19 protein-coding genes are annotated in these 18915 nt (G+C 41.4%); 8 read left to right on the top strand and 11 right to left on the bottom strand.

The genetic code is table 11. The features are described from left to right. Nucleotides 1-719: 719 nt before the first annotated feature. The 4 genes from WAA86_RS01195 to purN form a co-directional block, all read right to left on the bottom strand. Nucleotides 720-2618: an amidophosphoribosyltransferase gene (locus tag WAA86_RS01195; RefSeq protein WP_337299139.1), complete on the bottom strand. Its 1899-nt coding sequence runs from the start codon at nucleotides 2616-2618 to the stop codon at nucleotides 720-722. A gap of 43 nt (nucleotides 2619-2661) precedes the next feature. Further along, entirely contained in the window at nucleotides 2662-3588 is a 927-nt protein-coding gene (locus tag WAA86_RS01190) for a PfkB family carbohydrate kinase (protein WP_337299138.1), read from the bottom strand. A 103-nt stretch (nucleotides 3589-3691) separates the two neighbouring features. Then, nucleotides 3692-4168 (bottom strand): ribonuclease HI, encoded by a 477-nt coding sequence (gene rnhA, locus WAA86_RS01185; RefSeq protein ID WP_337299137.1) that lies wholly within the window; start codon nucleotides 4166-4168, stop codon nucleotides 3692-3694. After that, the gene (gene purN / locus WAA86_RS01180; protein WP_337299136.1) at nucleotides 4161-4727 is read right to left on the bottom strand and encodes a phosphoribosylglycinamide formyltransferase; all 567 of its coding nucleotides are present in this window, start codon (nucleotides 4725-4727) and stop codon (nucleotides 4161-4163) included. Before purN ends, rnhA begins: the two co-directional genes overlap by 8 nt. A 157-nt stretch (nucleotides 4728-4884) precedes the next feature. Between purN and WAA86_RS01175 the strand changes: the two genes are divergently transcribed. The 5 genes from WAA86_RS01175 to pyk all read left to right on the top strand — a co-directional run bounded on the left by WAA86_RS01175 (nucleotide 4885) and on the right by pyk (nucleotide 9233). Then, nucleotides 4885-5118 (top strand): acyl carrier protein, encoded by a 234-nt coding sequence (locus WAA86_RS01175; RefSeq protein ID WP_009778413.1) that lies wholly within the window; start codon nucleotides 4885-4887, stop codon nucleotides 5116-5118. Between the two features lie 109 nt (nucleotides 5119-5227). Beyond that, complete coding sequence (gene fabF / locus WAA86_RS01170; RefSeq protein ID WP_337299135.1) at nucleotides 5228-6478, top strand: beta-ketoacyl-ACP synthase II; 1251 nt, start codon at nucleotides 5228-5230, stop codon at nucleotides 6476-6478. A 6-nt stretch (nucleotides 6479-6484) separates the two neighbouring features. After that, the gene (gene rnc / locus WAA86_RS01165; protein WP_337299134.1) at nucleotides 6485-7225 is read left to right on the top strand and encodes a ribonuclease III; all 741 of its coding nucleotides are present in this window, start codon (nucleotides 6485-6487) and stop codon (nucleotides 7223-7225) included. 106 nt (nucleotides 7226-7331) lie between these two features. Continuing rightward, nucleotides 7332-7796 (top strand): IPExxxVDY family protein, encoded by a 465-nt coding sequence (locus tag WAA86_RS01160; RefSeq protein WP_337299133.1) that lies wholly within the window; start codon nucleotides 7332-7334, stop codon nucleotides 7794-7796. Nucleotides 7797-7799: 3 nt separating this feature from the next. Next, nucleotides 7800-9233: a pyruvate kinase gene (pyk, locus tag WAA86_RS01155; protein ID WP_337299132.1), complete on the top strand. Its 1434-nt coding sequence runs from the start codon at nucleotides 7800-7802 to the stop codon at nucleotides 9231-9233. A 76-nt stretch (nucleotides 9234-9309) separates the two neighbouring features. Here the strand turns inward: pyk and WAA86_RS01150 are convergent, their stop codons facing one another. Both WAA86_RS01150 and dinB read right to left on the bottom strand, forming a co-directional pair. After that, a complete protein-coding gene (locus tag WAA86_RS01150; protein WP_337299131.1) occupies nucleotides 9310-9822 on the bottom strand; it encodes a PAS domain-containing protein in 513 nt (170 codons plus the stop codon). Between the two features lie 304 nt (nucleotides 9823-10126). Beyond that, nucleotides 10127-11224, bottom strand: a complete 1098-nt coding sequence (dinB, locus tag WAA86_RS01145) for a DNA polymerase IV (RefSeq protein WP_337299130.1) — start codon at nucleotides 11222-11224, stop codon at nucleotides 10127-10129. A 28-nt stretch (nucleotides 11225-11252) separates the two neighbouring features. Here dinB and WAA86_RS01140 point away from each other — a divergent pair, with 28 nt between their 5' ends. The 3 genes from WAA86_RS01140 to WAA86_RS01130 are packed head-to-tail and all read left to right on the top strand — an operon-like array spanning nucleotide 11253 to nucleotide 12900. Continuing rightward, a complete protein-coding gene (locus WAA86_RS01140; RefSeq protein WP_337299129.1) occupies nucleotides 11253-11918 on the top strand; it encodes an NAD(P)H-binding protein in 666 nt (221 codons plus the stop codon). Between the two features lie 20 nt (nucleotides 11919-11938). Then, nucleotides 11939-12418, top strand: a complete 480-nt coding sequence (locus tag WAA86_RS01135) for a CYTH domain-containing protein (RefSeq protein WP_337299128.1) — start codon at nucleotides 11939-11941, stop codon at nucleotides 12416-12418. Next, a complete protein-coding gene (locus tag WAA86_RS01130) occupies nucleotides 12400-12900 on the top strand; it encodes a YciI family protein (protein ID WP_337299127.1) in 501 nt (166 codons plus the stop codon). The genes WAA86_RS01135 and WAA86_RS01130 overlap by 19 nt, the downstream gene beginning before the upstream one ends. Here the strand turns inward: WAA86_RS01130 and WAA86_RS01125 are convergent, their stop codons facing one another. The 5 genes from WAA86_RS01125 to WAA86_RS01105 form a co-directional block, all read right to left on the bottom strand. After that, nucleotides 12901-13296 carry a hypothetical protein gene (locus WAA86_RS01125; RefSeq protein WP_337299126.1) on the bottom strand — a complete coding sequence of 132 codons (396 nt, stop codon included), beginning with the start codon at nucleotides 13294-13296 and terminating at the stop codon, nucleotides 12901-12903. 62 nt (nucleotides 13297-13358) lie between these two features. Next, nucleotides 13359-14378: a phenylalanine--tRNA ligase subunit alpha gene (gene pheS / locus WAA86_RS01120; RefSeq protein ID WP_337299486.1), complete on the bottom strand. Its 1020-nt coding sequence runs from the start codon at nucleotides 14376-14378 to the stop codon at nucleotides 13359-13361. 207 nt (nucleotides 14379-14585) lie between these two features. Beyond that, nucleotides 14586-16451, bottom strand: coding sequence for a SulP family inorganic anion transporter (locus tag WAA86_RS01115; RefSeq protein WP_337299125.1), 1866 nt, complete (start codon nucleotides 16449-16451; stop codon nucleotides 14586-14588). Between the two features lie 207 nt (nucleotides 16452-16658). After that, nucleotides 16659-17297: a carbonate dehydratase gene (can, locus tag WAA86_RS01110; RefSeq protein WP_337299124.1), complete on the bottom strand. Its 639-nt coding sequence runs from the start codon at nucleotides 17295-17297 to the stop codon at nucleotides 16659-16661. A gap of 19 nt (nucleotides 17298-17316) precedes the next feature. Beyond that, the gene (locus WAA86_RS01105) at nucleotides 17317-18894 is read right to left on the bottom strand and encodes a SulP family inorganic anion transporter (RefSeq protein ID WP_337299123.1); all 1578 of its coding nucleotides are present in this window, start codon (nucleotides 18892-18894) and stop codon (nucleotides 17317-17319) included. Nucleotides 18895-18915: the final 21 nt, after the last annotated feature.

The following is an 18915-nucleotide window of genomic DNA, read 5'->3' as shown; positions in this document are numbered from 1 at the left end:
GCGGTACTAAATTACTGGTATTGTGAGAAATAACAAAGAAAAAGTAATAAATTTTCCAAAGTTTGATTTTTGAAATTTTTGGTTTGGGGAAGGGATTGGCGCTAGTGGATTGATTATCAGAAATAAAAAAGGCGGAGTTGCCTCCACCTTTTTTCCCCAAATCTTACCATGAACTTAACCTACTTATGCTATGGTCCTTCAAATGTAGGGCAATAGGCAGGGAACGAACAATCTTTTAGACTAATTCCATCTAAAATGGGATGAAACGCTTTTTTATCGATGAACGGGAAATGTCAGAATAGATGAAAATATTTGGGCAGGTAGGTGCAAAAATAAAAAGGTGGAGTTTCCTCCACCTTTTTCCCCAAATCTTACCATGAACTTAACCTACTTATGCTATGGTCCTTCGAAAGTAGGGCAATAGGTAGAGAACGAACAATCTTTTAGACTAATTCCGCTTTAAATGGGATGAAACGCTAAATAATCGATGAATGGTACCCTGAGAGATATTATAAATGAAAGGGGAGGTAGTGTGTATAAATAAAAAAGGTGGAGAAGCCTCCACCTTTTTTGCCCCAAATCTTACCATGAACTTAACCTACTTATGCTATGGTAGCCCTAAAAATACTTGGGTATTGGTCCTTTTAAATTAAAAGCCCGCCAAAAGACGATTATTATCGATGAAATGCACAATTGGATGCATTTCATCGATAAAAATGTTAATAAGCTCGTTCGTTTTTGCCCTCAAAGAAGTTGATGAATGCCCTATTCACCACCCGGTTCCCACCTGGGGTAGGATAGTCTCCTGTAAAATACCAGTCGCCTAAATTTTTTGGGCAGGCCTGGTGTAAGCTTTCCACCGTTTGGTATATGATCTCAACTTCTGCTTTGATACCTGCCGGGCATAATAGTTCCCCTATTTTTTTGGAAATTTGCTCCGCTGTAAAAGGTTTATAAAATTCCTTGACATAGTTGATGATGTCCTTGTCCAAGGTGGTTACTTGTTTCAGGCACTTTTGGTAGATCTCCTCTACCAAATGCATGGTATTGTTTTCTTGATGTAGGGCCAATGCAGCCCTAAAGGCGATAAAGTCTTCCAATTTGGCCATGTCAATCCCGTAACAATCTGGGTATCGTATCTGAGGTGCAGAGGATACCACAATTATTTTTTTAGGTAAAAGGCGGTCCAAGATCCCAAGGATACTTTTCTTTAAAGTGGTCCCCCTAACAATACTGTCATCAATAATAACAAGGTTGTCCCCTTCTTTTACAGACCCGTAGGATATATCGTAAACATGGGCAACTAGATCGTCCCTACTGCTATCCTGGGTGATAAAGGTTCTTAGCTTGGCATCTTTGATGGCAACTTTCTCTATTCTTGGTCGTACCTCTAAAATTTCATGTAGTTGTTCAGAGGTAATTTTTGAGCCAATGGCCAATATCTGTTTTTCCTTTTGTCTGTTAAGATCGTTTTGGGCTTCCTTCACCATTCCGTAGAAGGAAGTTTCTGCCGTATTTGGAATATAGGAAAATACCGTGTTTTTTATGTCCCCCTCAATGGATTTCAGAATTTGGGGATACAACAATTTACCCAATTCTTTGCGCTCCTGGTATATCTCCTTGTCGCTTCCCCGTGAAAAGTAAATGCGCTCAAAAGAGCACGCCTTTCTTTCCTTGGGCTCCAAGATTTGTTTCAGTTTTACTTCCCCGTTTTTCTTGATGATAATGGCTTTGCCCGGATCCAATTCCTGAATATCCTCATACCTGACATTGAAGACGGTCTGAATGGCCGGTCTTTCTGAGGCGATGGCCACCACTTCATCGTCCTGATAAAAGTAGGTGGGCCTAATGCCGGAAGGGTCTCTAAGGACAAAGGCGTCCCCGTGGCCCAATAGACCGGCCATGGCATAGCCTCCATCAAAGTTTTTGGCTGCTTTTCTCAAGATTTTTGCCACATTGAGTCGTTCAGCGATCAAAGGGGAGGCTTCGCGTTTACTATAGCCCTCCTTTTTAATGTCCTTGTACAGTTTTGCAACGGCATCGTCCAAAAAGTGTCCAATCTTTTCCATTACCGTTACAGTATCGGCAAGTTCTTTTGGGTGTTGTCCTATACGGATCAGGTTATCAAACAATTCATGCACATTGGTCATGTTGAAATTCCCTGCAACAATGAGGTTACGGTGCATCCAGTTGTTCTGTCTTAAAAAAGGGTGAACACTCTCTATGCTATTTTTCCCAAAGGTGCCATAACGAACATGTCCCAATAGAACCTCACCTATGTAGGGAATGTGTTTCTTTTGTGCGGCCACATCATCCTTATATTCCGGATGTTCCAACATGGTGGTGTTGATACGATCATTGATTTGGGCAAAAATGTCCTGAATGGGCTGCTGGGCTATGGAACGTACCCTGCTCATATAGCGTTCCCCGGGAGTCATGTCCAGCTTTATACTCGCAAAACCAGCCCCGTCCTGTCCACGGTTGTGCTGTTTTTCCATCATGAGGTACATTTTATTGACCCCATAAAAGGCAGTACCATATTTCTCCTTATAGTACTCTAAAGGTTTTAATAATCTGATAAGGGAAATTCCACATTCGTGCTTAATGGCATCACTCATGATAAATAGGTATTAAAAAAGCCCTGAAAAGACAGGGCGAATATTATTGTAATTCAATATCAAACTGTGTCAATTCTTTGAATTGCATCAGTCGCTTTGTAACCTCTTTCCTTTCAAGACCTTTCATTCTTTCTGTTCCAAACTTTTCAACACAAAAGGATGCGAGATTGGAACCGTGTATAATGGCGCTCTTCATATTGTTAAAGGATACGTTCTTTGTTTCGGCCAAATAGCCGGCAAAACCTCCTGCGAAGGTATCTCCGGCCCCAGTTGGATCAAATACTTCTTCCAAAGGCAGGGCAGGTGCAAAAAATACATTGTCATCCCTGAACAACAGGGCTCCGTGTTCCCCTTTTTTGATCACCACATATTGAGGGCCCAATTTGTGGATGGCGGCGGCAGCCTTGACCAAGGAATATTCATTGGTCAACTGTCTGGCCTCTTCATCATTGATAGTAATGACATCAACGTGTTTTATCACGTCCAAAAGTTCATCCAAGGCATGGTCCATCCAGAAATTCATGGTATCCAACACAATAAGCTTTGGCTTGGTTTCCATTTGTTCAATAACACTTTTCTGCACGCTTGGGTGCAGATTTCCCAGCATAACCACTTCGGAATTCTTATAATTTTCGGGAACTACCGGTGAAAAGTCGGCCAGAACATTGAGTTCTGTCGCCAAGGTATCCCTTGAATTTAGGTCATTGTGGTATTTGCCTTTCCAGTAAAAGGTCTTTCCGCCTTTTACAATTTCAATGGCGGAAATATCAATGTTTTTTTCTTCAAGAAGATCTAGGTATTCTTTGGGGAAATCTTCCCCTACTACAGATACGATTGCGGCGTCCACATCAAATTGTGAAGCGGCAAGGCCTATAAAAGTTGCTGCTCCCCCAAGTATCTTATCGGTTTTCCCAAAAGGTGTCTCAATAGCATCGAAGGCCACAGTGCCCACAATCAGTAATTTGCCCATTTATTAAAATTTGCTGCAAATATAAGGGTATCTTTTCAAGAATTAATTGAAGTTTCAAAAAGATTGCCTGTGCGAAAAATAGCTACGGATTATTGTCTACAGTTTATGGTGCCAAGGAATTTTCGAAACCTTTGTCCACAGGCAGGTTCGTTTCCTTGGAGGCCTCCACGGCCAGCTGGTCGCAACGTTCATTTTGAGGGTGGTTGTTGTGTCCTTTGATCCATTTGAAATGGACCTGGTGCTTTCGGTATTCCACGAGGAAAAGTTTCCATAGATCGGGATTCTTCTTGTCCTTAAAATTGGTGCGTTCCCAACGTTCCAGCCATTTTTTCTCCACGGCGTCCACAACATATTTGGAATCTGTGAAGACCATAACGTTGAGTCCCGCAACCTTAAGTTTCTTAAGGGCCTCAATGACTGCCAGGAGTTCCATCCTATTGTTGGTCGTGTGCCGGAAGCCTTGTTTGAATTCTTTGCGATAAGGTTTGCCAACCCATTCCATAACAATACCGTATCCTCCGGGACCCGGATTGCCCCTTGCCGCCCCATCGGTATATATATGTACATCTGCTTTAGCCATTCAAAAGGGATTCTATAATCTTGGGAAAGTGTTCATATTCCAGGGCATGGACTTTCTCGGCTATGCTTTCTGCCGTATCGGAAGGGGCAATACTGGTTTTGGCCTGATGTATAATGGCCCCTTCATCATAGTTTTGGTTCACATAATGAATTGTTATGCCAGTTTCCTTTTCCTTATTCTGCAGAATAGTCTCGTGAACTTTCATTCCATACATCCCTTTTCCACCATATTTTGGTAACAGGGCAGGATGAATATTGATTATTTTATCTGAAAAATGAAAAATTAATGCATCTGGTATTTTCCATAAAAATCCGGCCAATACAATTAAATCTGGCTGCAATGCCTTGAGGATATTTAGTACGCAATCACTTTCCAAAAAGGCGGTCTTGTTAAAGTAAAGGGCATTGATCTTTAATCGGTCGCAACGTTCCAAAACCTTGGCATCCCTTTTGTTTGTTAACACCGCTGAAATAGTCACATTGGGATTGTCCTTGAAATAATCGGCGATGTTTTCAACATTGGATCCAGATCCAGAAGCAAATAGAACGATACGTTTCATGAAAATTTTTTTCTTTCTGAAGGGTAAAATTTATGGGCTAAATTAACACTCTTGAATTTAAATTCATTAAATTGTTCTACATTTTACCGGCAAATAGTGTAATTAATCCAAAGTTTTTTATTTTTGCCATCAATTAAATATTTAAACCAGAATAATTATGTCAGACATTGCATCAAGAGTAAAGGCTATCATCGTTGATAAATTGGGTGTTGATGAAAACGAAGTTGTTGCGGAAGCAAGCTTTACTAACGACCTAGGAGCAGATTCATTGGACACTGTTGAATTGATAATGGAATTCGAAAAAGAATTCGATATCCAAATTCCAGATGATCAAGCCGAAAATATAGCAACAGTTGGTCAAGCAATTAGTTATATAGAAGAGGCAAAGTAATTTTATGATATCTTGAATGAGATTTAAAATATCCATGTGGTAATAGTGTCGCATGGATATTTTTTTTTAATTTACACTTGTCTTAGATACTAAAATAAAAATTGGTTCAATGCAATTAAAACGAGTTGTGGTTACTGGATTGGGTGCTTTGACCCCCATAGGCAACAATATTCAAGAATATTGGGAAGGCTTAAAAAGCGGGAAAAGTGGTTCTGCACCTATTACCTATTATGATACAGAAAAATTCAAGACAAAATTTGCTTGTGAACTAAAGAACTTCAACGCAGAAGATTTTTTCGACAGGAAAGAGGCGCGTAAACTGGATAGGTTTGCGCAGTACGCTTTGGTGTCTTCTGATGAAGCAATTATGGATTCTGGATTAGACCTTGAGAAAATAGACAAATTTCGTGTGGGTGTAATTTGGGGAGCCGGAATAGGGGGCTTGGAAACCTTCCAGAACGAGGTGATGAATTTCGCTGAAGGTGATGGAACACCAAGGTTCAATCCTTTCTTTATTCCCAAGATGATCGCTGATATTGCCCCTGGCAATATCTCCATAAAGCACGGATTTATGGGTCCAAATTATACAACGGTATCCGCTTGTGCCTCTTCGGCCAATGCGATGATCGATGCGCTTAACTATATCCGTTTGGGACATTGTGATGTGATTGTTACCGGTGGTAGTGAAGCAGCGGTCACCATTGCAGGTATGGGTGGATTCAACGCCATGCATGCCCTTTCAACCTTGAACGATAGCCCTGAAACCGCCTCTAGGCCATTTGATGCCACCAGGGATGGTTTTGTATTGGGTGAAGGAGCAGGTGCTTTAATTCTTGAGGAATATGAGCATGCCAAGGCCAGGGGAGCAAAGATCTATGCGGAGGTTGCCGGTGGTGGGATGTCAAGTGATGCCTATCATATGACCGCACCGCACCCGGACGGTATTGGGGTAGTGCGCGTCATGGAAAATTGTTTGCGCGATGCCGGATTAAAACCTGAGGATGTTGATGCCATCAACACCCATGGAACATCCACTCCTTTAGGGGACGTGGCCGAGCTAAAGGCTATTACCAAGGTGTTTGGAACCCATGCAAAAAATATTAATATCAATTCCACCAAGTCCATGACTGGGCATTTATTGGGAGCAGCAGGGGCTATTGAAGCCATTGCCTCGATCTTGGCCATGGAACACAACCTAGTGCCACCTACCATCAACCACACTACGGTGGATGAGAACATAGATCCTAGCCTAAACCTTACCCTGAACAAGGCACAAAAAAGGGAGGTAAACGTGGCCATGAGCAATACGTTCGGTTTTGGGGGTCACAACGCTTGCGTTGTATTTAAAAAAATAAGTTAATAGCGAATGAGCTTTCCTTCCAATATATTCAATTCCCATCCTAAAGAGGATGGGGATTTTTTTGGGGGGATGAAAAAAATTCTTGGATTCAAGCCCAAGAATTTGGACATCTACAAAAAGGCCTTTCTTCACCGCTCCGCCAACAAAAAGGACTCCAAGGGAAATCCGATGAATTATGAGCGTCTTGAATTTCTTGGCGACGCCATGCTCGGTACCATTATATCCCGTCACCTATACAATCAGGTGCCCGAAGGGGATGAGGGATATTTGACAAAAATGCGATCAAAAATTGTGAGCAGGGAGCATTTGAACGAGTTGGGAAAGGATTTGAATCTTATCGATTTTGTAGAGAGTAGAATTCCCAGATCACATTTTGGCGACAACATCCACGGGAATGTTTTTGAGGCCCTGATCGGGGCCATATACTTGGACAGAGGTTATAAATATTGTGAAAAATTCATACATAATAGGGTCATCATCCCTTATGTGGATATCGAACAATTGGAGGGCAAGGTAATCAGCTATAAAAGTTTGGTCATAGAATGGTGCCAAAAACAGAAAAAGACCTTCAATTACCACGTGTATGAAGATACCGGTAACGATGTGCTGAAGCATTTTGCGGTGAAACTCACCATAGGGAACAATGTGGTGGCAAAGGCCAGGGCAACCTCCAAGAAAAAGGCGGAAGAAAGAGCTTCCAAGAGAGCGTATTTCGCTTTGCAGAATAAAATTGAAAAATCCGAATAAAATTAGGTCAACTCAATCGTTTTCGTTGATTTAAAGGCTCTTAAACCTTTTGTAGGGCTATGTTTCTTGCGTTATAAGTCATATATTTACCTTTTGCTTACAAGTTATGGCGGCCATACACAAAATTTCCGATGACTTTTTTGAGGATTCGTTTACATTGATCGCATTGCACAGTAGTTTGGAAGATCACGCTATGGTTTACGCCCTTAACTTGTACTTAAAATCAAAATTGAAAAGGTCCAGCATAGACTTGGATATTGCCAAGGACATTTCTTTCCCCCTATTCGAATGGAAAGATGTGGTACATGATACCAATTGGACCCTCTTAACAAATTATAGCACCAGAGAAGAAAACTTAGGTCAAGCTGACCTGTTTGGGAACGAGCCATCCTATAGAACCCATTACTTGGTGCCCGAGTACAGGGATGTCGATTACTTCCTAAAGGTAGAGATGGATGAGGAGTATGACTGTCATCCCATAGTCAAGGGATTATTGAAAATTCCCAAGGTAATCACAGCTTACACCGTGGATAACAAAAAACTAAAGTCAAAAAATAATTTAATTTTTTAAACAATGCCAAGCAACAAAAAGACAAAGATAGTCGCAACTCTAGGGCCTGCCACTAGTAAGAAAGAAGTGCTGAGAGAAATGGTCGAGGCCGGGGTAGACGTCTTTAGGATTAACTTTTCACATGCCGATTATAAAGATGTTTCGGAACGCATAAAAATGATCCGTGAATTGAATGAGGAGATGGGTACCAACACCGCTATTTTAGGTGATTTGCAAGGTCCTAAACTTAGGGTGGGTGTCATGGCCGGGGAGGTCGTGGTAGCTCCCGGTGATGAAATAACCTTTGTGACCGGAAAGCCTTTCGAAGGCAATGCGGAAAGGGTGTACATGAATTACAGTACTTTTCCACAGGATGTGAATCCGGGAGAGCGCATATTATTGGATGATGGTAAACTGATGTTCGAAGTGTTGACGACCAACAAAAAGGATGAAGTTCGTGCCAAAGTTATCCAGGGTGGTCCCTTAAAATCCAAAAAAGGGGTTAACCTGCCCAATACCAATATTTCATTGCCTGCCTTGACCGAAAAGGATATCAGGGATGCCAAATTTGCCATACAGGAGAAGGTAGATTGGATCGCCCTTTCCTTTGTGCGTTTTAGCCAGGATTTGATTGATCTTCAAAATTTGATCGCGGAACATTCCGATGTTAAAATACCGATCATAGCAAAAATTGAAAAGCCCGAAGCGGTGGAGAACATCGATAAAATTGTTGCCTATTGCGATGGTTTAATGGTTGCGAGAGGTGATCTGGGTGTGGAAGTTCCGGCTCACGAAGTTCCTTTGATCCAGAAACAATTGGTTCTTAGGGCCAAAAAAGCCAGGATCCCTGTAATTATTGCGACACAGATGATGGAAACCATGATCACAAGCCTTACGCCAACCAGGGCGGAGGTCAATGACGTGGCCAACTCTGTAATGGATGGTGCGGATGCCGTTATGCTATCCGGGGAGACTTCCGTGGGGAATTACCCAGTTCAAGTGATTGAAAAAATGACAAGTATTCTGAAAAGCGTGGAGGGCTCAAGCCTTATTAAGGTTCCACAAGACCCGCCACAGATCAGAACCAAGAGATATATAACGAAGTCCATCTGCTATCATGCATCCCTTATGGCCAATGAGATCAAAGCCAAGGGGATATCAACGCTGACCAATAGTGGATACACGGCCTTCCAAATTTCGGCTTGGAGACCCAGTGCCCATATTTTGGTATTTACCTCCAATAAAAGAATATTGACACAGTTAAATTTATTGTGGGGCGTTAAAGCATTCTATTATGACAAGTATGTTTCTACGGATGAAACCATAGAGGACGTGAACAAATTGGCTGTTGAAAAGGGCTTTTTGGAAGAAGGCGATATGCTTATTAGTTTGGCCGCTATGCCTATTAAGGACAAAGGGATGGTCAATACCCTGAGAGTTTCTGAGATAGGAGCCTGATAAGCGCAATACATGAACATAATAAAACCCCAACCATTTTATACTGGTTGGGGTTTTTTATTGAGGGCTGAATAGTTTAGGCAACCTCCCGCTCGTAGGCAATAAAATTGACCACCTTCCCTTTTTGGTTGAATAGTGGGTGTGCTTTGATGTCGCACCAATACTCGCTTCCATCTTTTCTGTAATTCAAGACTCTAGCCTCAAAGGGCAGGTTGTTTTTTACGGCCCGTGAAATGGCTGCTATCGTATTTTGGTCAGTTCCCTTGCCTTGGAACATCTTTGGCCTTTTTCCAATGATTTCATTGACGGTATAACCATTCATATCAAATATATTATTGGTGGCATGTACGATTTTCAAGGTAGCATCGGTCACTACAATGATCTGCTCCTTATCCTGCAATTCTTCCTTGAATTTGGGCTGAAGGGTCCATTGGTTGCTAAAGGCAATGGCAGACAGAATATCAATGTCCTTTTGGTATTTACAAATATTGCCAAAATTGAGTAGGGTAAAATCCCATGAAAGAATGGGTATCGTATTAAATTGTAGGGAACTGTAAAATTTAGATATCGCTTTTTCGTAGTGTTTCATAAATTATGGGATTAACTTGATAGCCATACTATCCCCCTATTTAATTATTCCAATAAAAATAATATACCAGGGAATTAAAAGGTTGGGATAGAGAATTTTACACCAATAGTAAAAAAAGTTTGGTTGGTTTGGAAATTTCAAGGAATGATTAACATTTTTGTTTAAACAATGAACATTTTAAGGGTGGTGTAGATTGTAAAAATTCAACAGAATTTTCATTGTTTTAAGATCCATAGACAAGATTAAAGTCCTTTTTGGTAACTTTTAAATTCATCTATTGGATCTTTTTGTGGGGAGATCAGGCTCAAAAATCAAACTGAAGTTGTACGGATATGGTCTGTTCCTCGTGTTTCTCCTTTTTTTCGGTATTTAAATTGGAAAGCGATATTCCAAGTAAGCGTACTGAATTTTCCAATTTTTCTTGATACAAAAGCTCTTTTGTGGTTTCCAGTATAAGGGCATGGTCGGCAATAAAAAATGGAAGTGTCTTGCTCCTGGTCTGTAAGGTGAAATCGCTGAATTTAATTTTTAAGGTCACCGTTTTTCCCGCAATAGTTGATTTTTTCAGTCTTTTTTCCAGTTCCCTGGCTATATTGTCCAAACGTTCCAACATAAAGATCTCACTGCTCAGATTTTCATCGAAGGTGCGTTCTGCCCCAACGGATTTAGGGATTCTATTGGGTTTTACTGGGCTGTGATGTATACCCCGCACCACATTGTAATAGAAAGGTCCACTTTTTCCAAAATGCTCCTCCAAAAAGGACTGGGATTTGGCTTTAAGGTCCAGCCCAGTAAAAATACCCAGTCGGTACATTTTTTCGGCCGTGACCTTGCCCACACCATAGAACTTTCTAATTTCCAAACCTTCCAAAAAGGATATGACTTCTTCGGGGTTCACGGTTTTCTGACCGTTTGGCTTATTGATGTCGCTTGCTACCTTGGCAATAAACTTATTGATGGAAATTCCGGCCGAAGCGGACAGCTGTAGTTCGTCATAAATTCGCTGTCGGATTTCTTGGGCGATAAGGGTGGCAGAGGGGTTTCCCTTTTTATTGACCGTGACATCCAAGTACGCCTCGTCCAGGGACAAGGGTTCCACCAGATCGGTATATTCCAAAAAGATGTTCCTAATCTTTTGGGAGATTTCCTTGTATCGGGCAAAGCGCGGTTTAACAAAAATGAGATCGGGACAGTTTTTTTTTGCCAAATAGCCGCTCATGGCACTGCGTACACCAAATTTACGAGCCTCATAACTGGCAGCGGCTACTACGCCCCTAGTCTCACCACCTCCTACGGCCAAGGGTTTTCCTTTAAGTTCGGGATGGTCCAACTGTTCCACGGAGGCGTAGAAGGCATCCATATCAACATGGATAATTTTTCGCAATGGGAAATCATAGGACATAGTGCAAAATTAAGCTATATTTAACTGGATGGAAACAAAAGAAAAAACGGCAATAATCCTGGGAGCAACGGGATTGACCGGAAGGTTGTTGCTGGACATGCTACTGAAAGATGACCGCTATAAAAGTGTAGTCCTTTTCTCTAGGTCTGCCGTGGATATCAAGCACCCTAAGTTGAAGGAGTATTTGGTTGATGTCCTCAAGCTCGATACACAGAAAAATATATTTAAGGCAGACGAGGTATTCTGTTGTATTGGGACCACTAGGGCAAAGACTCCAAATAAGAAGCGTTACAGGGAAATAGACTATGGTATTCCCTTGAGCGCAGCCAAACTATGTACGGAAAATAGCATTCCAACCTTGATCTTGATTTCTGCCCTTGGGGCCAATCCCAATAGTAAGGTATTCTACAACCGGATAAAGGGCGAAATGGAAACAGATGTGATAGCGTATAATATTCCTAAAACACACATTATGCAGCCATCTTTAATAGGAGGAAAAAGAGAAGAAAAAAGATTGGGAGAGTGGCTCTTTAAGCAGCTGATGCGGGTCTTTAACCTTTTGTTGGTAGGGCCATTGGAAAAGTATCGTTCCATAGCGCCAAAGACGATCGCCACGGCCATGATCTGGTTGGCCAACCACGATTATCATAAAATTAGAATTGAGTCAGACGAGATCCAGGAACTTGGAAATTAAAAGATGCCATGAGCGAATAGATGATAGAAATAGAACGTAAATTTTTAGTGATTTCCGAAGGATATAAGAAGGAGGCCCAACAGAAAAATAGGATTGTCCAAGGTTTTTTGAATACCGATCCATTTCGTACCGTAAGGGTGAGGATCAAGGGTAACCTAGGTTATTTGACCATCAAGGGGAAGGGCAATCAAAATGGGACCACTCGCTTTGAATGGGAACGGGAAATACCGTTGGATGAGGCAGAAGCACTATTGCAATTGGCTGAACCAGGAGCAATAGACAAGGTTCGTTATGAGGTCAGGGTAGGAGACCATGTATTTGAAGTAGATGAGTTTTTTGGGGACAATGAAGGGCTTGTTGTGGCCGAGGTAGAATTGACCACAGAAGACGAAAGATATCAAAAACCCTCATGGCTTGGCGCAGAGGTCACTGGCCAAACAAAATATTATAACGCACAATTGAGCAAAAATCCCTTTAAAAAATGGCAAGCAGAAAAGTAATAGGCACTTTTTTACTACTTATGTCCTTGGCTGCATGTCAAGAGCACAAACAGCATGTGAAGGAAAAGGATTCTGGTATTGTTGTCGACCAGCCTTCCAAATCACAATTGAAAAAAGAGCTGGAGTCAAAAGGATTTCAAATTTTTGACTATGTGGATGAAAAGACCAAGGATACGGTATTGATGCAGCAATATTTTATCGCCTTTTTAAAGGCCGGACCCAACAGGGATCAGAACGCCAAAGTATTGGATAGTTTGCAAAACTTGCATTTGGAGCATTTGGGGCGGATGTACGAATTGGGATATGCCGATATTTCTGGACCCTTTGGGGACGAAGGAGAAATTCGGGGCATAACCATCTATAATGTGCCCACACTTCAAATGGCAGACAGTCTCGCCCATTTGGACCCTATGGTCAAGGCGGGCAGATTGCTGATAGAGATGCACCCATGGTGGGCAGCAAAAGGATTTTCGCTGAGGTAATTATTTGGCAAGAACGCCCTCTTTTTCGATGATGGGTATATGGACGAGGTTCTGTTCGTTTACCGTGTTTTTCTCAAATATAAACCGCCTTTCATATAGTTTGTCATCAGCGAAAAATGTCACAAAAAACTCATTGTCCAACTGCAGTACATCCTCTTGGACCAATTCTATTTTCTCAAAGGATTTAGCCCCTACAAGGCCTATTCCATGTCTCATGGTGGAGGTTTTCTTGTCCTTGTCAAAACCTTTGGAAACAATCAGGACCATATCAATGGGGGTGTTTCTATTGTTGATAACATAGGCATTCCAATCTTTGGACAGGAAATCGTCGTTCCATTCATGGACAGGAGCTACAAAGACCTCTTTGGCAATCGGGATTTCAATATCTTTTTTCATCGACGTTCTTAGGGGATTAATGAGAATAAAGATTCGGTAACTAACAACTACTTTATAAAAAGCTAGTAAGAACTTTTGAATTGCTCCAAGAATCGGATATCGTTTTCACTGAGTAATCGTATGTCTGAAATTTGGTGCAACAAAAGGGCAATCCTATCTATGCCCATCCCAAAAGCAAAACCTGAGTATTCATTGGGGTCGATTCCACAATTTTTCAACACATTGGGATCTACCATGCCACATCCCATAATTTCCAACCAACCTGTTCCTTTGGTCATTTTATAGTCGGTTTCAGTTTCCAGTCCCCAGTAAACGTCAACCTCCGCGCTAGGTTCTGTAAAGGGGAAGTAAGATGGTCTTAGACGAATTTTTGACTTCCCAAAAAGTTCTGTGGTAAAAAACTGAAGTGTTTGCTTTAAATCGGCGAAGGATACATTTTTATCAATGTAAAGTCCCTCAACCTGATGAAAGAAACAATGGGAACGGGCAGAAATGGCCTCGTTTCTGTATACCCTTCCCGGGGAGATGGTCCTAATGGGAGGTTTGTTGTTCTCCATATAGCGCACCTGAACCGAAGAGGTGTGTGTCCTCAATAATATATCTGGGTTTGTCTGTATAAAGAAAGTGTCCTGCATATCCCTTGCCGGGTGATATTCCGGTAGGTTCAGGGCTGTAAAATTGTGCCAATCATCTTCAATTTCAGGACCTTCAGAGACATTGAAACCAATTCTGGAAAATATCTCAATGATCTGATTTTTGACGATGGAGATGGGATGTCTGGCACCCAGTTCCAAAGGATCACCGGGCCTTGTTAGATCACCATAAACTCCGGTCTCCAGCACATTGTTCTCCAAAATATCTTTCAAAGAATTGACCTTATCAGTGGCAGCATTTTTAAGTTGGTTGACGACCTGGCCAAATTCCTTTTTCTGGTCATTGGGAACATTTTTGAACTCAGCGAAATAATGGTTCAGGATCCCTTTTTTGCCTAAATATTGGATACGGAAGGCTTCAATGGCTTCCAAATTGTCGGAAGAAAATTTTTCTACTTCCGAAATATGCTGCTTTAGTTGATCTATCATGGTCATTTTAATGGCTTATGGAGACGCATTGCCTCACATTACCGGTTGTTCGGTGATCTACTTAACCTATTGCGCTGGTTAAGCAGGACACAGTTCAACAAGTGATTGTAATTACTGTCTTAAAGATTCCCAAAGCGTACCACTTGCTTTGGCTGGCAAATTTAAAACTTTTATTACAGTCCAAATAGAATAATGCAGCAAGTTTACTTATTTATTCTTGTTATTGCTATTTTTCACAAATTGGACACAGGAGTTAAATGAACTGAAAATGTGTTCATTAGGTATCAAATCTGGAATAATATCAATACGTTCCATCATATAACGCGGTTGTCTAAGTACATTGACCAAAAGAACAACTATATTTTCCTTTTTTAGCTCTACCAGAACGTCTTCCATGGCGTAAAGTCCAGATTGGTCCATATACTGCATTCTGCCCATTCTTATGATCACAGTTGACGCGGAATTTGGAATTTGTTTGGCCAATTGCTGAAAATCGCTTGTAGAACCAAAGAACAGGGGTCCTTTGATGTGTTTGATAAATACCCTCTCCAATAATTCTTTTGGAAAATTATCTTCATCTGCCCATGCCTTCTCCTTCAGCAGGGTTCGTACATTGGAACGTTCTGCGGTAAGGTCCCCCATTTTTTTCATGAACATCAAAGAAGCAATGATCAAACCGATACCAACAGCATATACAAGGTTCCAAAAGGTAGAAAGAACCAGTACCACCAACATCACCATAACTTCTGAGCTCAGTTTTAAAGGACCTAACTTAATATCCTTTGGCAAGCTCGGGATGGCCTTAAGGCCTTTGTAGTCCATAACACCTATTCCCACGGTAACCAATATCCCGGCCAATACTGCCGCAGGGATCTGAGAGGCCACTGGGCCTAAAGCCAATAAGATTATCAATAAAAGAATACCAGCGATCATTCCCGATAACCTTGTTTTACCACCAGCACTAATATTTACTACCGTCCTGATGGTTGCCCCTGCTCCTGGAATTCCTCCGAATACGGCTGCTATACTGTTGCCTATTCCTTGACCAACCAATTCTTTGTTGGGTTGATGCTTTGTTTTGGTCATGTTGTCTGCAACAACTGAAGTTAATAGGGAATCTATTGCCCCCAATAAGGCCAATGTAAAAGCGGTAAAAATATATGGGGTTATAGCGGTCAAACTAAATTTGGTAAATATTTCCAAGTTGGGCAGGGGAAGGCCACTAGGGATCTGTTCTATGGGGCGATAATCCAAGCCAAAACCAAAAGCAACACCGGATACCACCAGTAATGCCACCAAAGTACTGGGAACGGCAGTGGTGATTCTTTTAAAACCATAAATGATCGCAATAGTGGAGAAGGCCAGTATCAATTCCAACCAATTGATATTTTGCAGGGCATTTGGCAATACTCTTAAAGCCCCCATGACTCCTGAGGCATCTTTGGCTGCCAAGGTCTGTGCCTCTTCCATGATTTGTTCTTCGGAAACGGCTTCAGCACGTTCTATGGTTGTTTTAAAGTCTTCGAGGACCAAAATACCCTCACCTGCCTCTTCTTTTAGGATGTTCTCCAAAATCAGCTCTTCGGCTTGGGGCTTAAAATCTTTTACAAAATCCATGTCCTCCCTGGGGTAATATCCTAAGGAAGGCAATATTTGGGTGATCAAGATAATCACTCCAATGGCCGTCATAAATCCTGAGACCACGGGGTATGGGATATATTTGATATATTTTCCAAGGCCCACCAGACCCAATCCTACCTGCATTAGTCCAGCCAAAAGAAAGACAGTCAAAATGGCCGGAAGGGCTTTTTCCAAATTTCCGTCATTGACGGCAACAATACCGGCTATGATGATCATACTCACCGCGGTCATCGGTGCCGTAGGGCCCGAAATTTGGGTATTGGTTCCACCAAAAAGGGCGGCGAAAAATCCAATAAAAATTGCTCCGTATAATCCTGCGCTTGGGCCCATTCCTGAACTTACGCCAAAGGCAAGTGCCAAAGGAAGGGCTACAATTCCTGCCGTGATGCCGCCAAAAAGATCTCCTTTAAAATTTGAAAACAGCTTATTCATACCTTAGTTTTTAACGAAATCCGGTAAAAAGGTAAGATTAATTGGGGATATTTGAGTAAAAAAAGAAATTTAGTAATTTTTTTTTAAAGGGCATTTTCCTAAGGTGCCCTGTACATGATTTGGTAAAATAAAGATAAACATTCGATGCTTAAATAAAAAAGGGCCTAGCTTCTAGCTAGGCCCTTTTTTCACTTGATTTTATTTTAACTAGAAGTTAAGTTGATAAACGGTATCCAATTGGGAGTCGTTCTCTACGGTAACCCCAAGGTCGTTCACAATTCCAGTGCTTAGGCCATATACCCATCCATGAAGTGATAAATCCTGCCCTACATTCCAGGCATTTTGAACTATGGATGTCTTGGCCAAATCAAAGACCTGCTCTTTAACATTGAGTTCTACAAATTTATCAAAGCGCTTGTCCTCATCATTTATGGCATCCAACTCGTCTTTGTGCAATCTGTAAACGTCTTTGATATGTCTCACCCAGTTATCGATCAATCCAATAGACTGGTTGCCCATGGCGGCTTTAACGCCCCCACAGCCATAATGACCACAAACGATCACATGCTTTACCTTAAGTACATTAACGGCATAGTCCAAAACGCTCAACATGTTCATGTCGGTATGCAATACCATGTTCGCAATGTTCCTATGAACAAATACTTCTCCAGGTTGTGCTCCGATGATCTCATTGGCGGGAACGCGACTGTCCGCACATCCGATCCACAGTAGAGGTGGACTCTGGCCTTTGGAGAGTTTTTGAAAGAATTCAGGATCCAGATCCAATTTATTCTTTACCCATTCCTTGTTGTTTTCGATTAGACTTTTGTAAAAATCTTGACTCATAACTTTAATTTTAGTTTGTTTAAGCTTGTGTAGCCGCCCCGAAATAGTCTTTAAAACTTTCAGGGTTTTCTACACGCCCGCGGTTAGAAATTAATTTAATATTAATGCCTTTACTTTTGGCTTTAAATGCAAATTCATCTAGAATTTCTAGAATATCATAATGTAAACGTACTGTATTTCGAACATCCAATTCCAAAAGTGTATTGTTAGGTAGACTATTCAATTCCCTTAAAATAGCCCCCTTGTTCAAGAATGAAATCTCCTCTGAAAGAGTCATTTGAACGCGGTGTGCGTCTCCATCGCTTTCCAAGATATGAAGGAAGTGGGAATTCTTGTAGTTTTGGATCAAAATTGTAGTAATACCAACAGCAAGTCCAAGCCCAATTCCCATTAATAGATCGGTGAAAACAACCCCTAACACTGTAACAATAAAAGGAACAAATTGTGTTTTCCCTAAAGAGTACATCTGTTTGAACAGCGCAGGTTTTGCCAACTTATAACCAACAATAATCAATACAGCCGCTAAAACGGCCAATGGAATTTTGTTAAGTAATGTAGGAATTAATATAACGGAAAGCAATAGGAAGCCTGCGTGAATTATAGCAGATAGTTTTGTTTTTCCTCCAGATTGTACATTGGCGGAACTTCTAACAATAACTTGGGTAATCGGCAGTCCACCAATTAGTCCTGAAACGATATTTCCCGTTCCTTGCGCAAAAAGTTCGCGGTTGGTTGGTGTTGTTCTTTTTTCAGGATCCAATTTATCTGTCGCTTCTACAGATAGCAGGGTTTCCAAACTGGCCACAATAGCTATAGTTGCCCCAATAATCCAAACTTCTGGATTCATTGCTGCCCCAAAATTGGGGAATGTGAACTGGCCTAAGAACATGGAGAAATCTTCAGGAATGGGAACGGTAACCAAATGATTTGGCGAAATTGCGTATGCCGAGGTTACAGGAACACTCATCTGATAAACAATTCCAAAGACAACAGCGGCCAAAGGTCCGGGGATAATGGAAAATATGGCGTGTTTTTTGGACAATATTTTTTCCCATAATAATAAAATCAACAAAGAAAGGGAAGCAACAATTATAGCTCCAGGGGAAATAAAATCGAACATTCGGCCCAAGGCAGAAAATGTAGTGGCTCCATCGGATTGAAAGAAATTCATATCTCCCTGGTAATTGGAATCATACCCAAATGCATGGGGTATCTGTTTTAATAAGATTATAATTCCTATAGCCGCCAACATTCCTTTGATAACTGAAGAAGGAAAATAATAGCCTATAATTCCGGCTTTTAAAGCGCCGAGCAATATCTGAATGGCGCCTCCAATGACCACGGCAACAAGAAAGTTTTCATAGCTGCCCAAGGTGGTAATGGCAGACAATACAATTACAGCCAAACCGGCAGCCGGACCACTGACTCCCAAGGAGGATCCACTGATACTACCCACAACGATACCGCCAACAATTCCGGCAATTAACCCTGAAAATAAGGGTGCTCCACTTGCCAGGGCGATACCAAGACATAAGGGCAGAGCTACAAAAAATACTACGACACTAGCAGGTAGGTCGTGCTTCAAATTTTTAAACATAAATAAATAAATTAAGTCCTC

It is taken from the genome of Sediminicola sp. 1XM1-17 (genome assembly GCF_037203765.1).
Classification (GTDB): Bacteria; Bacteroidota; Bacteroidia; order Flavobacteriales; family Flavobacteriaceae; genus Sediminicola.
This window is presented reverse-complemented; position numbering and strand designations above follow the sequence as displayed.

Excerpts from the sequence above, each read along its gene's own strand:
- WAA86_RS01195 (WP_337299139.1), bottom strand. The coding sequence starts at position 2,618 with ATGAGTGATGCCATTAAGCACGAATGTGGAATTTCCCTTATCAGATTA.
- WAA86_RS01190 (WP_337299138.1), bottom strand. The coding sequence starts at position 3,588 with ATGGGCAAATTACTGATTGTGGGCACTGTGGCCTTCGATGCTATTGAG.
- rnhA (WP_337299137.1), bottom strand. The coding sequence starts at position 4,168 with ATGGCTAAAGCAGATGTACATATATATACCGATGGGGCGGCAAGGGGC.
- purN (WP_337299136.1), bottom strand. The coding sequence starts at position 4,727 with ATGAAACGTATCGTTCTATTTGCTTCTGGATCTGGATCCAATGTTGAA.
- WAA86_RS01175 (WP_009778413.1), top strand. The coding sequence starts at position 4,885 with ATGTCAGACATTGCATCAAGAGTAAAGGCTATCATCGTTGATAAATTG.
- fabF (WP_337299135.1), top strand. The coding sequence starts at position 5,228 with ATGCAATTAAAACGAGTTGTGGTTACTGGATTGGGTGCTTTGACCCCC.
- rnc (WP_337299134.1), top strand. The coding sequence starts at position 6,485 with ATGAGCTTTCCTTCCAATATATTCAATTCCCATCCTAAAGAGGATGGG.
- WAA86_RS01160 (WP_337299133.1), top strand. The coding sequence starts at position 7,332 with ATGGCGGCCATACACAAAATTTCCGATGACTTTTTTGAGGATTCGTTT.
- pyk (WP_337299132.1), top strand. The coding sequence starts at position 7,800 with ATGCCAAGCAACAAAAAGACAAAGATAGTCGCAACTCTAGGGCCTGCC.
- WAA86_RS01150 (WP_337299131.1), bottom strand. The coding sequence starts at position 9,822 with ATGAAACACTACGAAAAAGCGATATCTAAATTTTACAGTTCCCTACAA.
- dinB (WP_337299130.1), bottom strand. The coding sequence starts at position 11,224 with ATGTCCTATGATTTCCCATTGCGAAAAATTATCCATGTTGATATGGAT.
- WAA86_RS01140 (WP_337299129.1), top strand. The coding sequence starts at position 11,253 with ATGGAAACAAAAGAAAAAACGGCAATAATCCTGGGAGCAACGGGATTG.
- WAA86_RS01135 (WP_337299128.1), top strand. The coding sequence starts at position 11,939 with ATGATAGAAATAGAACGTAAATTTTTAGTGATTTCCGAAGGATATAAG.
- WAA86_RS01130 (WP_337299127.1), top strand. The coding sequence starts at position 12,400 with ATGGCAAGCAGAAAAGTAATAGGCACTTTTTTACTACTTATGTCCTTG.
- WAA86_RS01125 (WP_337299126.1), bottom strand. The coding sequence starts at position 13,296 with ATGAAAAAAGATATTGAAATCCCGATTGCCAAAGAGGTCTTTGTAGCT.
- pheS (WP_337299486.1), bottom strand. The coding sequence starts at position 14,378 with ATGATAGATCAACTAAAGCAGCATATTTCGGAAGTAGAAAAATTTTCT.
- WAA86_RS01115 (WP_337299125.1), bottom strand. The coding sequence starts at position 16,451 with ATGAATAAGCTGTTTTCAAATTTTAAAGGAGATCTTTTTGGCGGCATC.
- can (WP_337299124.1), bottom strand. The coding sequence starts at position 17,297 with ATGAGTCAAGATTTTTACAAAAGTCTAATCGAAAACAACAAGGAATGG.
- WAA86_RS01105 (WP_337299123.1), bottom strand. The coding sequence starts at position 18,894 with ATGTTTAAAAATTTGAAGCACGACCTACCTGCTAGTGTCGTAGTATTT.